This window comes from Oleiagrimonas sp. C23AA, assembly GCF_011759385.1.
GTDB lineage: Bacteria > Pseudomonadota > Gammaproteobacteria > Xanthomonadales > Rhodanobacteraceae > Oleiagrimonas.
The window spans coordinates 253403-265930 of record NZ_JAARLY010000004.1 but is presented as its reverse complement, the minus strand read 5'-3'; the positions used below and the strand labels follow the sequence as shown (position 1 = coordinate 265930).

Here is a 12528-nt window from a genome sequence, read left to right as displayed (position 1 = left end):
AGAGGTGGTGAGGGATGGCGTGTGCAGTCCGGTCGCCAGCAACGGAGGGGCTCAGGCGGCGGCCTGAGCGGGCTTGGTCCACTCATTGCCGGCCATGAACCTGTCCAGCTCGGTATGCGCGATGTGGTTGGTGTAGTTGCTCATCACCTTGGTGGCGACGCCCAGCACCACTTCGAGCACGTTGCGGCGGGTGTAACCGGCGGCGATGAAGGCATCGGTGTCGGCATCGGACACCCAGCCGCGCTGTGCCACGACCTTGCGGGTGAAGGCGTGTAGCGCCTCAAGGCGCACGTCCGGCAGCTCGGTGCCGGCGCGGAGCGCGGCGATCACCGCCGGGTCCATCTTCTGCATCTTGGCCAGGGTGGTGTGGCCGGCCATGCAGTAGTGGCAGTTGTTCTCGAAGTTGGAGGTGAGGTAGACCACCTGCTGCTCGTGCGCGGTGAGTGTGGTCTTGGAGAACAGGTCCCACAGGGTGGAATACCCGGCCAGCAGCTCCGGAGATTCGGCCATGTTGGCCTGCAGGTTGGGAATGAAGCCAAAGGCGGCCTTGGTGGCGGCCAGCCCGGCGCGGGCGGCTTCCGGAGCGGTCTCGGCGGTGTACTTGGTGAAGGTGGTCATGGCGAACTCCTGTGTGTCGTGGTGGTGTGTTGCGGTGGACACAGGTTCGGGGAGAGGCGCCGTTGTGCGTAGACGGCGCGATCGACTAATGGTCATTCCTTGGAGGAATGGCACTGTCGGCGTGTCATTCAACGAGCGGTGGAACAGGCCGCCGCCGTGCGAATGCACTACAGGTCAGCCACGAAAAACGGCGCCAGCGAGCCGCAAGGCCCGGGCGCCGTCGTGGTTGGGGTTGCATTCCGCGCGCAGCTGACGCACATGGATCACCCGCGGGGAATGAGCGCCCTACATCGCCGAGTGGTCGCTTACCGCCTCTTCGAGTGCAGCCTTGAGACCCGCAAAGCGGGCGTCCAATGCCCCAGGATCGGTACGATTGAGCGCGACCATCTCGGTGCGTGCCGGTCCGCCGCGGATGACTTCGAACGCCTCCGTGGCGAGGCCGTCGGCGATCGCCTCGGCCACATCTGTCGCCGGTTCGAGGCTGAAGCCGAGATCCGGTCCGGCGCGGTTGTTCCGCATCATCGGCGTGTCGGTACCACCGGGATAGGCGGTGATCACGTGTACCCCTTCATGCTTCAGTTCGCGGCGCAGCGCTTCGCTAAAGCGGGCAAGGCCGGCCTTGGTCGCCGCGTAGATGGTGTAGAACGGCATGCCGACCAGGGCGATGGCGGAGGCGACATTGAGCACCACGGCATCGCCGCTCTCGCGCAGCATCGGCAAGGCCTGCCGGGTGAGCAGGATGGGGGCGAGCAGATTCACGTCGATCATCTGCCGAATGGTGTCCGCGTCGATCGTTTCCAGGCGTCCGGCACGTACGCCGCCGGCGTTGTTCACCAGTACGTCCAATCCACCCAGATGGTGTCGGGCGCCGGCGAGAATGGCCGCGCGGCCGGCGTCGGTGGCGACATCCGCCACCACGGCGTGCACCGTGCGGCCTTCGTCGGAGAGCCGCCGTGCCGCCTGTGCCGCCTTGTCGGCATCGCGGCCGACGATCAGCACATGCGCACCGCGCGCGAGCAACGACCGCGCGAGCGCGTAGCCGATGCCACTCGATCCGCCAGTAATCACGATCCGCTTTCCGTTGATTTGCATGTGAACGTCCTCTCAGGGGCGGAGCCGTTGCAGGCAACGGCAGAAGGAGTAGAAAGGTCGAGGATGGTCGACGCGGCCCGATGCGTGGGCCTCTGTCCACGCCGCGCTGTTCAAGCGCCCGTTGTCGGCTGATCGGAAAGCCCCTGCGTCGTGCAGGAGGCGCCGCCAAGCCGATTCGCTTCGTGCCTCCCTCGGGGGGCACGCATCGCCTTCGCGCGTGGTTGAACTCCACGCGCGCCGACCCACGCCGGCGGTCGAACCACCGCTCATTCAGGCGGCCGGGACCAACTCCGTAACCCTGGCGATGCCACGCTGCACGCCGGGGCGTGCCGCCACATGTTCATACCAACGCGCCACGTTCGGGAACGCATCCAGTGCGATACCGGCGAACTCGCGGCGCCACAGCCAGCCGAAGTGGGTGATGTCGGCGATGCTGTAGTCGTCGCCTGCCACGTACTCGTGATCGGCCAGATACCCGTCGAGTACGGCGAGCGTGCGTTCGACCTCGGCCTGGAAGCGATCGATCGCTGCAGGCAACGGTTCGGGCGCGCGCTTGAAGAAACCGAGCTGTCCCATCGCCGGACCGATCCCGGTGAGGTGGAACAGCATCTGCTCGATCACCCGGGCGCGGCCGAAGCGATCGGTAGGCATCAGCTTGCCAGTCTTGTCGGCGAGATACAGCAGGATCGCGCCCGATTCGCTGAGCGTGAATGGCCGACCGTCCGGACCATCCTGATCGACAATCACCGGCACCTTGCCGTTCGGGTTGCGAGCGAGATGTTCGGCGGATTTTTGCTCGCCCTGGCGGACGTTGACGGCGTGCAAGGCGTACTCCAGGCCCAGTTCTTCCAGCGCGATTGGCACGCGCACGCTGTTGGGGGTGGAGAAGGCATAAACATCGATCATGGGAATTTCCTAAAGATGGGATTGGAGGTGGTGAGGCCGCACACCGATCCATGTCGACGGCGGGCCAGACTGTTATCGTTATTCCGTGCAAGCGGTGGAAGTGACCGCATCCCCATAATGTTTATTCTTGATAGGAATGGTCTTGGATCGATTCGCCGCCATGGAAACCTTCGTGCGGGTGATAGAAGCGGGCTCGTTCTCCGCCGCCGCCCGCCTGCTGCACGTCGGCCAACCCGCTGTCTCCAAGACGGTCGCGCAGCTGGAGCAGCAACTCGGTGTGCGCCTGCTGCTGCGTTCCACCCATGGACTGACGCCGACCGAAGCCGGTCGCAACTACTACGAGCGTGCGCGTCGCGCGCTGGAAGAAGTCGAGGAAGCCGAACTGGCCGCCCGCGGCGCCGGCAGCGCGCTGACCGGCCGCCTGCGGATCTGTGCCGCAGTCACCTTTGCGCGACTGCACGTGATCCCGCGGTTGCCGCGCTTCCTGCATCAGCATCCGGCGCTGGAAGTCGACGTCGTGCTCGATGACCGCAACATCGACCTGATCGAACAGGGCATCGACCTGGCCCTGCGCATGGGCCGCCTGGCCGACACCTCGCTCACCGCGCGCAAGATCGCCGAGAGCCCGCGCCTGGTCATGGCCACGCCCGACTACCTTGCCCGCGCCGGCAGGCCGCAGTCGCCGGGCGAGCTGGCCGATCACCAGGTGGTGATCCACGAGCTGGGACAGGGCGACACACCCTGGAGCTTCCAGCGCGACGGCGCGCACGTCTCGATCAGCGTGCACGGGCGCCTGCGCACCAACGCGGCGGAGGGCGTCCGCGAGGGGGTGCTGGCCGGCCTGGGCTTGGCCATTTCCTCAGCCTGGATGTTCGCCCCCGAACTGGCCTCCGGCGCCGTGGTGCCGGTGCTCACCGACTGGTCGCTCACGGCAATCGACCTGTGGACCGTCTTTCCGAGCGGCCGCCAGATGAGCGCTAAGGCGCGCGCCTTCGCGCAATTCATCGAGATGGAACTGGCAGGGGAGAAGGCAGGAGAGGATGGTGGTGCCATGAGTGCGTGAGCGCTGCCGCCCAGCGTGTCGGCATGCCGGCACCATCTCCTGCCGGGCAACATTCCGCGGGGCTTGGGGCACCGCATGGTCCCGCAGGACATCGCCACGCATATCCACATCCATGCCGCGCTGGCGGAAGAAGCCCACGCCCTCTGCGCGCCCCGCCGCACGACACCGCCATCGGCCCCGCCTCCGATGCCCTCTGGCGACGGGGGCGTGGGCGTATTGCGTGACCACAGCGCCGATTCGGGCGCTCCGTTCGTGGAGCGCGGACGTATCACCTCTCACTCAGAATCTTGCCGTCGGCGGCTGAAGTGGGCCGTCCTCATGGACGGCCCGGCTCAGCGGTGCTTTACCAGGGCAGTGTGGCATCGAAGCGGTCGACGTAACGCAGGCCCGGACGACCATGGTTCTTTTCCAGCATGTCGGCTACGAGCGGAATGGTTTCCTCGATCGTGTAGGTCGCCTCGTCGCCACCCATCTCGGTCTTGATCCAGCCCGGGGCGACCACGAGCTTGGTGCGACCATCGTCGGGACGGCGCGAGGCAAAGCATTTCATCAGCATGTTGAGCGCGGCCTTGCTTGAGGCGTAAAGGTCCCAGAAGCCGCTGTTCTGGGTGATGCTGGTCGCTCGGCATCCAGCCACTGCTTGCGTCGGGAACGCTCGTCGAATTTTTCCCCGACTGGCCAGACGAAATATTTCCCCTTTATGCGATCTACCCCTCACGTCGACACCCACCAGCAAAGGTACGTGCATTTCTGGACTTCTGTTTGCAGATCACCCGCGACCTGCCACGCGGGCGGCCGGTGGCGAAGCCGAAGTCTCGCATTCGCCCTCGGGTGTCCGGCAGTTCAACCAAGTAGTGCGGGCTTGGCTGGCCTTCAAGAAACCTCAGCGAATCGCTGCTGCCATTGCCGGTCCAAATTACCGATCGCCTGGCTCGATGCCTCGCTCCGACGTCCGCCCGCTTGGCGAGTTCTCCTATATCTTTGGCGAGCATCGGGTGCCGGCCGATCATCCGATCCATAAGCGGCGTGGGCTGGTCGACGTCATCCCGGGTGATCTCGATGAGCTGCTTGCGGCGCGCTTTGCGGCCGGTGGCCAGCCTTCGATCCCGACCGATCGCCGCCTCTCGCGTGTCTCGTCGCGGCAGTTGGTCTAGAGCGTGCGCAGCGGGCGGCGGCTGATGGAGCAAGGAACCCAGGTCGATTCGACTCAGCCAACCGCCATTTGGCAGTAAGCCGTTGGTGATATCCCTGTGGCGCGCTTGAACGCGGTGCTGAAGGCGCTTACCGATCCATAGCCTGCGACATTGGCCACCTCGATCATCGGTTGCTTGCTCGACACCAAGGCGACCTTGGCCAGCGACATGCGCCAAGCCGATAAATAGCCAATGGGCGAGTTGCCGACGACGTCGGCGAACCTGGCAGCGAATCCGGCACGGGACATGTGCGCTTCCCGCGCCAGTTCGGCCACGGTCCAATGGCGGGACGGTTCCAGGTGAAGCGCCCGCAGTGCGCGGCTGATGCGTGGGTCGGTCAGTCCCGCCAGCAGGCCCGGGCGCATGCTTTCCACCTGGTTGGCGCGGTGGCGCAGTGACTCCACGAGAATCACCTCCAGAAGGCGATCCAAGGCCAAAGAGCGACCTGGCCGGTCCGCCGTTGCCTCGTCATCCAAAAGACTCAGCAGCCTTCCCAGCCGCTTGGCGGCCACATCGGCCGCTCGGACATGCACGATCGGCGACAGCAGCCCCGCAATCTGGTCGGCATTGGGCTCGGCAAACAGGAAATGGCCTGCAAGGAAACGCGCGACGGGCTTACTGCAATCCTCGCCTTGAAGCGCGTTCGGATCGGCGAACAGCACCTTAAACCCAACCGGCTCGACCTGCGGACCCGACCGCATGGTCCACTCAGGCGGACGGGCCATCATCATGAAATCACCAGGCTGCAGCTCGCGCTTTATCTGGCCGCGTTCCAGCGTGCATGTTCCTTCGATCATTTGCCCGAATACCACCGCTCCCACGGCGGGAAAGCGGATGGCCCAAGGCTCCCGTACCGCAATCATGCGCCAGCTCAACTCGCGTGGACGCAGCAGACTGATCACTTGCGACAAGGGATCCAAATGGACGCTCGATAATCGAATATGGACTATCAATTATAGATCGTCTCTAGCGTGGCCGGTACCGTTGCCCAAGGCTATTGGGAGATCGAGATGCGAGTATTCGTCACCGGCGCAAGCGGCTTTATCGGTCAGGCGGTTGTCAGAGAGCTGATTGGCGCGGGCCACCAGGTCATCGGCCTGGCACGTTCGGACAGCGCCGCCCGGACGCTGGCAAAACTTGGCGCCAAAACCCATGCAGGGTCCCTTCACGAGCCTGACACTCTTCGCGCCGGGGCCGCCGGCGCCGATGGCGTCATCCACCTGGCCTTCATCCATGGTCCGGGTGATATCCCGCTGGGACGACGGCTTGGTGTCATCCTCGGCGGTTCGCCGCTCGGAATCGTCGGCCGGTTCGGCACGGCGATCACCACCGCTGACCGCTGCGCGATCGATGCCATGGCCGGGGCGCTGAAGGGGTCGGGCCGGCCCCTGGTGACGGTGTTCGGCACCATGGGGATGGCCGCGGGGCGAACCGCGACGGAGGACGACGAGCCGGACCCACGCTCTCCGGGCTGGATGCGCTCGCAGACCGAAGCGGCCGTCAAGGCGTGGGCCGAACGTGGTGTCCGTGCGACGGTGGTTCGTCTCGCGCCCTCGGTGCATGGCGATGGTGATCACGGTCTGATCCCAAGACTCATCGCCACAGCGCGCAAGCACAGAAGTGCGGGCTATGTCGGCGACGGCGCGAACCGCTGGAGCGCCATCCATCGCCTCGATGCGGCGCTCCTGCTGCGCCTGGCGCTGGAGCAGGGACAAGCGGGCGCGTGCTATCACGGCGTCGCCGAAGAGGGCGTTGCGTTCCGCGAGATTGCCGAGGTGATTGGACGGCGCCTGAACCTGCCTGCGGTCAGCATGACGCCCAAAGAGGCGGCACGACGGTTCAGCTGGCTGGCCCCGTTCGCCGCCTATGACAACCCGGCCTCCAGTCGGCTGACTCAGCAACGGCTGGGATGGCGACCCACCCATCCAGGCCTGCTCGCCGACCTGGACGGGGCGCCGCCATACTTTGAGATATCGCGTACCAGTTCAGCACCAGTGCCAGGCCAGTAGCGTCCGCTCCCCGTTTGCAGCACGGACATGAAGAAGCCGTCGCTGCAGGCGAAGACACTCCACTTGCAGAGACTGCCCGGCACCGGCTGGGTGCTAGCTCACGCCATCAGCCGAGGCGTGGCGCATTGGTGTCGCGCTCAGTACGCCACACAGAAGCGCTGGCGAACATGCGTGGGTTGCTCGATCTCATCGAACATGGCCACCGCATAGTCCTCGTAGGAAATGCGGCTTTGTCCATTGGCATCGACGAGCAACTGGTCAGCGCCGAGCCGAAAGTGGCCGGTGCGCTCGCCCGCCTCGAACAGCGCCGCCGGGGACAGGAAGGTCCAGTCCACATCGTCGACCGCACGCAGACTGTCGAGAAAGGCCGCGCCTGCAGTGGCCTCGGTCTTGTAGGCGGCGGGAAAATCAGGGCTGTCGAGCAGGCGTTGACCGGGAGCGATTTCCAGCGACGCCGCGCCGCCGACAATCAGGACCCGCTTGATGCCGGCGGACCGCGCCACGCCCAGCACATGTGCGGCGTCGACGCTGACGAAGCGCGCCGCGCTGACCAGGACGTCGCAACCACGCAGCGCGTGGCCGACGGCCCTCGGATCCGTGCTGACGTCGCCTTCGATGAACTTGATGGACGTTTCCAGCGCGGGATCGGCGTGACGGGCCACCACCGTGACGTCGTGGCCGCGGCGAAGGGCTTCGTTGCACAGGCGGCGACCAACGTTGCCGGTGCCACCGATAAGGGCGATGTGCATGGGGATCTCCTGAGTAAGAGCGGACTATTGGTTACGAAAAGTAACCTTCTACATAATGAAGACCCTGTTGCGCGCTGCCAAGAAGGGAGCGTGTCGTCGCCAGGTAACCACCGTGTAACCCATCGGGCCATTTGCATGACACTGCACCGTTCGCATGCTTCCTACGCCGCCGACTGCCCGGTGCGCGACGTACTTGATCGCCTTGGTGACCGCTGGAGCACCCTGGTACTGCAGGCGCTGGCCGACGACAAGCAGCGCTTCGCGGAGCTGTCGCGCCGTATTGACGATATTTCCAAGCGCATGCTCGCCAAGACGCTACGCGGGCTGGAGGAGGATGGCCTGGTCCGGCGTACCGTGTACCCGAGCAAGCCCCCCAGCGTCGAATACGCGCTGACCGAGCTTGGGCTGAGCTTTCTTCCGCACATCGAGGGACTGGTCGCCTGGGCCAGCAAACACCACGAGGCAGTGCGCGCCGCGCGAAAAGCCTATGCGCGAAACTATCCCGGTGTTGAGTAGCAGCGCAGGCGTGGTGCAGGGCCCATGACGCCCCTGCACGCGCAAACCGGATCGTGTGGTGAAAGCACGGGCAAGCCACGACGACCGCGCCAGGCACATCCCATTGGGGCCGGAGAATACACGGGCGCTTGCGCTTGGCACGGCCCACGGCGATGAGCTCGTTCATGACCATGCTCGATAAACGCACACGCCGTTTCAACCATCGGTGGAAAGCGTCACGCTCTCCCATCGCGACATCTCCTCTTCCAGCGCGCTCAGCTTGTCACGCACCAGGCCCAGCGCATCGCTGCCCAGCAGCAGGTGCGTCGGCGGATCGTCCTCGGCCATGATCGCCAGCATGGCGCGCGCCGCCTTTTCCGGGTCGCCCAGCTGCTGGCCACTTTTGGCTTCGCGCGCCTGGCGGATCGGATCGAAGATCTCGTCATAGTCGGCGATCGATCGCGGTGTGCGCGCCATGGAACGGCCAGCCCAGTCGGTGCGGAACGAGCCTGGCGCCACCGCCGTGACGTGGATGCCAAAGGCCTTCACCTCCTTGCCCACGGTCTCGGAAATTCCTTCCAGGGCAAACTTGCTGCCGCAGTAGTAGGCAATGCCCGGCATGGTGATGTAGCCGCCCATCGAGGTGATGTTGAGAATGCGCCCACAGCGACGCTGGCGCATGAAGGGCAGCACCGCTTTCATCATCGCCACCGGCCCGAACACGTTCACCTCGAACTGCTGGCGCATGTCCGAGAGGGGCGATTCTTCCATGATGCCTTCGTGGCCGTAGCCGGCGTTGTTGACCAGCACATCGATCGACCCGATGCGCGCCTCGACATCGGCGACGACACGGTCGATCGCCGCAAAGTCGGTCACGTCCAGCAGATATCCATGGGCCGCCGACTCGGACAGCGATTCGAAGCGGCGTTTGGCCTGCTCGGTTCGCACCGTGCCGACCACGATGTCACCCTGCGAAAGGGCTTCTTGGGCAAGGGCGCGGCCAAAGCCGCTGCTGACGCCGGTAATAAGCACGATTCGACGTTTCGTCATCAAAGCTACTCCCGAGTAAAGATTCGAAAGTGCATGCTAGGCTGCGAACATCGCAGGCATAAGCCGAATAGCGCTACTTTTCTTGCCTATTTCTATGATTCGGGATCACTCGCCAGATATGTCGTCGGCGTCAGGTATCGAACGGGGCCACCTGGTGCAGCCACTGCTCGCGCTGGCGCCCGAGGAGGGTTACAACCTGACGCCACTGCCCAGCGTGCGGGTACTGCGTTCCAATCGCCCGCTCGCACGCACGCCGGTGCTATATGACCCCGGTATCGTGATCGTGTGCCAGGGCCGCAAGCGAGGCTATTTCGGCGATCGTCTCTATTTGTACGACGAGCAGCATTACCTAGCGGTCTCGGTGCCGGTGCCTTTCAGCATGGAAACCGAGGCGAGCGCCGACAAGCCGCTGCTGGCGCTATACCTGCACCTGGATTTCGCCCTGGCTGCGGAGCTGGCCGCACAGATCGATCGTCATGGCGCCACGGCTGTATCGCAGCGTCCCGAGAGCATGATGTCGACGCCGATGGACGAGGCGATGCGAGCCTCGGTGCTGCGTTTCGTGCAAGCCATGAGTCGGCCGCTGGAAGCGGCGTTGCTGGGTCCTAGCCTGCTGCGCGAGCTGTATTTCCACGTACTGACCGGCCCACAGGGCAGTGCGCTGCATGAAGCGCTGACCATGCGCGGTCCCTTCGGCCAGATTGGCAGGGCCTTGCGCCGGATCCACACCGGCTATGCCGCGCCGCTGACGGTGCAGCAGCTGGCCGCGGAGGCCGGCATGAGCGTGCCGAGCTTCCACAGCCACTTCCGGGCGGTTACTCGCGCCTCGCCCATGCAGTATGTGAAGTCGACGCGCCTGCACCAGGCACGTCTGCTGATGGTGCGTCAGGCGCTGACTGCGGAGGCCGCCAGTCATGCCGTGGGTTACGCCAGCGCCTCGCAATTCAGCCGCGAGTTCAAGCGCCTGTTCGGCCTGACGCCCGCCGCGGAAGCCCGGCGCATGCGTGAGAGCTTTGCCCTACCAGAGCCGTTCACCGATACATGCTATGTGTCGTCGCATTGATAAGGCTCGCCCGGACGGCCAGATCCGGGCAAGCCGCATCATCGGTACCCGAAAGGATCAGGCCAAGCCGAGCGGGTTGGAGATGCGCAACCGCCATTGGCCATCGCCCCCACGCTGGGCGACCTGAGTCGCCGTGCCACGCTGCGTTATCTCGCCCTGATCGGGCGAGTGCAGACGAATGGTCCAGTCCAGCAGCAGTAGCGCCACATCATCACTGACCAGTACCCGGCGCACCCGGTTTTGCAGGGTCGGCCGCATCGAGAGCAGCCCCGCCAGCCCCCCGCGCAGTGCCGCATGCCCTTCAGCCACGGTGGTTCCGTCGGTCATGCGCATCACTGCCCGCGGATCGAAAAGCGCCATCACGCGCTCCAGGTCGCCCGCATTGAGCGCATCGTCAAAGGCCGCCGGCAGCGCTTCCGGTCGCGCCGTACCGTGGCCGGCGGCGTGAATGGCGCGGCCGACCAGATCAAGCACGGCGGCCGCGACCGCTTGCGGCGCTTCCAGGGGCAATAGATGGCCAGCGCCAGAAACCACCTGCAGATCCGCGCCACGAATCGAGGGTTGCACCACCTCACGCATCAGGCTGACCGCGTCGACCCTGTCGTGCTCACCGACAAGGATATGTACCGGCACATCGATGCGACCCAGATCTGCACTGACGTCCTGAGCCAGGCCCATGGCCGGCCAGTGCGATTTGGCGCTGGCAGCACCGGCTACGCTGTCGGCGATCACCTGCTCGCGCAACGCTGCCGGCAACGGCGAGCCAGCCAGCACGTGGTCCAGGGTCGCGGCGACCGCCTGCGTGTGGGTGTATGCGCCCAACATGGCCTGTTTCTCGTCGGCAGCCAGCGCCTTGCCCTGCGCTGGCGACGGCGCCACCAGCAACACACCCTGCAGACCGATCGGACATCGCGAAGCCAGCAACTGGGCCACCTTGCCACCCATGGAGTGGCCCACCAACACATAGCGTGACAGTCCGAGCTGGGCGATCACCGCGGCGACATCATCGGCCTGTGTCACCATGTCGTAGCCGTTTTCCGGGCGCGCCGACTGCCCCCAGCCACGCGCATCCAGCGCCACCGCTTTAAGGTCCGCGGGCAGCGCGTCGAGCACCGGCGACCAGGTGCGAGCGGTGCCGCCCCAGTAGTGCAAAAACACCACGGCCAACTCGCCGTCTCCACGCTGACTTACATGCAGCTGGGTACCATTGGCATCGATCATCATGGGTAAAGCTCCTGCCGGCCGCGCCGGCGATACGGATGAGACGCCGCATGCTAGGTTGCATCACTCATGGTGATAATCCATCTTCGATGATTTGCTATCGATAATGAGACGATTGAATAAGCCATGGACCGATTCACCAGCCTGTCTGTTTTCGTCCATGCCGTGGAGCGCGGCAGCCTGGCCGCCGCCTCCCGCGCGCTGGGCATGACGCCGGCCATGGCCGGCAAGCACCTGGCCGCGCTTGAGGCGTCCCTGGGCGCGCGGCTCCTGCATCGCACCACGCGCAAGCTGCACCTGACCGAGGCCGGCCAGGACTACTACGCGCGCGGCCGACATATTCTTGAATCGATCGACGAAGCCGACCGGCGCGCCCGCGATCTGCAAAGCGAACCGCAAGGTCTTCTGCGCATCAGCGCGCCCAGTACCTTTGGCGCGCTGCATCTGGGAGCACCGGTGGCCCAATACATGCGTCGCTATCCTGGTGTCAGCGTGCAGATGCAGCTGGATGACGGCTTTGTCGATCTGGTCGAAGGCGGCTTCGACATGGCCATCCGTATTGGCCAACTGCCCGATTCCAGCCTGATCGCTCGGCGCCTGGGCGAAACGCGCATGCTGGCCTGCGCAGCCCCCGATTACCTGGACGCCCGTGGCCGGCCGAACACACCCGAAGCGCTGGCGGCACTGGACCGCCTGGCCTTCAGTCGCGCCACTTCATCCGGCGACTGGAGCTTCACCGATACGAACGGGCGAGTGCACCATATCGAGCAGCCGGCGCGCTGCCAGGTCGACGACATGCAGATGCTGCTGGCGGCCGCGCTGGCCGGTGCCGGCATCGTCTACGGCCCGGATTTCGTGCTGGGTGAACACGTGGCCAGCGGACGCCTGGAACAGGTGCTGACTAACTTCACCACGCAAAGCCTAGGCATCCATGCGGTCTATCCGTCAGCACGCCTGCTCAGCGCCAAACTGCGCCTCTTCATCGAGGGGCTGGAACGCTGGTTGAGCGCGTGCCAGCGCACTTGGCGTGGCACGCCTTCATAGCGCCCGTGGGTGCTGTAGTGACTCA

Annotated in this window: 14 protein-coding genes; 6 read left to right on the top strand and 8 right to left on the bottom strand. The window is 65.1% G+C overall.

The features are described from left to right. Positions 1-51: 51 nt before the first annotated feature. The 3 genes from HBF24_RS09025 to HBF24_RS09015 all read right to left on the bottom strand — a co-directional run bounded on the left by HBF24_RS09025 (position 52) and on the right by HBF24_RS09015 (position 2616). Positions 52-618, bottom strand: coding sequence for a carboxymuconolactone decarboxylase family protein (locus HBF24_RS09025; protein ID WP_167172074.1), 567 nt, complete (start codon positions 616-618; stop codon positions 52-54). Positions 619-903: 285 nt separating this feature from the next. Beyond that, positions 904-1710, bottom strand: a complete 807-nt coding sequence (locus tag HBF24_RS09020) for an SDR family NAD(P)-dependent oxidoreductase (protein ID WP_167172071.1) — start codon at positions 1708-1710, stop codon at positions 904-906. Between the two features lie 270 nt (positions 1711-1980). Continuing rightward, positions 1981-2616: a glutathione binding-like protein gene (locus tag HBF24_RS09015; protein ID WP_167172068.1), complete on the bottom strand. Its 636-nt coding sequence runs from the start codon at positions 2614-2616 to the stop codon at positions 1981-1983. A 142-nt stretch (positions 2617-2758) separates the two neighbouring features. Here HBF24_RS09015 and HBF24_RS09010 point away from each other — a divergent pair, with 142 nt between their 5' ends. Beyond that, the gene (locus HBF24_RS09010; RefSeq protein WP_167172066.1) at positions 2759-3679 is read left to right on the top strand and encodes a LysR family transcriptional regulator; all 921 of its coding nucleotides are present in this window, start codon (positions 2759-2761) and stop codon (positions 3677-3679) included. Positions 3680-4022: 343 nt separating this feature from the next. On the opposite strand, the gene HBF24_RS09005 is transcribed toward HBF24_RS09010, so the two are convergent. Continuing rightward, positions 4023-4235: a hypothetical protein gene (locus tag HBF24_RS09005; RefSeq protein WP_167172063.1), complete on the bottom strand. Its 213-nt coding sequence runs from the start codon at positions 4233-4235 to the stop codon at positions 4023-4025. A gap of 379 nt (positions 4236-4614) precedes the next feature. Here HBF24_RS09005 and HBF24_RS08995 point away from each other — a divergent pair, with 379 nt between their 5' ends. After that, positions 4615-4833 carry a hypothetical protein gene (locus HBF24_RS08995; protein ID WP_167172060.1) on the top strand — a complete coding sequence of 73 codons (219 nt, stop codon included), beginning with the start codon at positions 4615-4617 and terminating at the stop codon, positions 4831-4833. 53 nt (positions 4834-4886) lie between these two features. Here HBF24_RS08995 and HBF24_RS08990 read toward each other — a convergent pair whose 3' ends face one another. After that, positions 4887-5783, bottom strand: a complete 897-nt coding sequence (locus HBF24_RS08990; protein WP_277344524.1) for an AraC family transcriptional regulator — start codon at positions 5781-5783, stop codon at positions 4887-4889. Positions 5784-5843: 60 nt separating this feature from the next. Between HBF24_RS08990 and HBF24_RS08985 the strand changes: the two genes are divergently transcribed. Next, positions 5844-6881, top strand: coding sequence for an SDR family oxidoreductase (locus HBF24_RS08985; RefSeq protein WP_343162735.1), 1038 nt, complete (start codon positions 5844-5846; stop codon positions 6879-6881). 137 nt (positions 6882-7018) lie between these two features. On the opposite strand, the gene HBF24_RS08980 is transcribed toward HBF24_RS08985, so the two are convergent. Continuing rightward, the gene (locus HBF24_RS08980) at positions 7019-7630 is read right to left on the bottom strand and encodes an NAD(P)-dependent oxidoreductase (RefSeq protein WP_167172054.1); all 612 of its coding nucleotides are present in this window, start codon (positions 7628-7630) and stop codon (positions 7019-7021) included. Positions 7631-7765: 135 nt separating this feature from the next. On the opposite strand from HBF24_RS08980, the gene HBF24_RS08975 reads away from it, so the two are divergent. Next, complete coding sequence (locus HBF24_RS08975) at positions 7766-8146, top strand: helix-turn-helix domain-containing protein (protein WP_167172051.1); 381 nt, start codon at positions 7766-7768, stop codon at positions 8144-8146. 195 nt (positions 8147-8341) lie between these two features. On the opposite strand, the gene HBF24_RS08970 is transcribed toward HBF24_RS08975, so the two are convergent. Further along, positions 8342-9175 carry an oxidoreductase gene (locus HBF24_RS08970; RefSeq protein ID WP_167172049.1) on the bottom strand — a complete coding sequence of 278 codons (834 nt, stop codon included), beginning with the start codon at positions 9173-9175 and terminating at the stop codon, positions 8342-8344. Positions 9176-9293: 118 nt separating this feature from the next. On the opposite strand from HBF24_RS08970, the gene HBF24_RS08965 reads away from it, so the two are divergent. Then, positions 9294-10238 (top strand): AraC family transcriptional regulator, encoded by a 945-nt coding sequence (locus HBF24_RS08965; protein ID WP_206064249.1) that lies wholly within the window; start codon positions 9294-9296, stop codon positions 10236-10238. A 57-nt stretch (positions 10239-10295) separates the two neighbouring features. Here HBF24_RS08965 and HBF24_RS08960 read toward each other — a convergent pair whose 3' ends face one another. Beyond that, positions 10296-11462 (bottom strand): alpha/beta fold hydrolase, encoded by a 1167-nt coding sequence (locus tag HBF24_RS08960; protein ID WP_167172043.1) that lies wholly within the window; start codon positions 11460-11462, stop codon positions 10296-10298. 123 nt (positions 11463-11585) lie between these two features. Here HBF24_RS08960 and HBF24_RS08955 point away from each other — a divergent pair, with 123 nt between their 5' ends. Next, complete coding sequence (locus tag HBF24_RS08955; protein WP_167172040.1) at positions 11586-12503, top strand: LysR family transcriptional regulator; 918 nt, start codon at positions 11586-11588, stop codon at positions 12501-12503. The last annotated feature ends 25 nt before the right edge of the window (positions 12504-12528 follow it).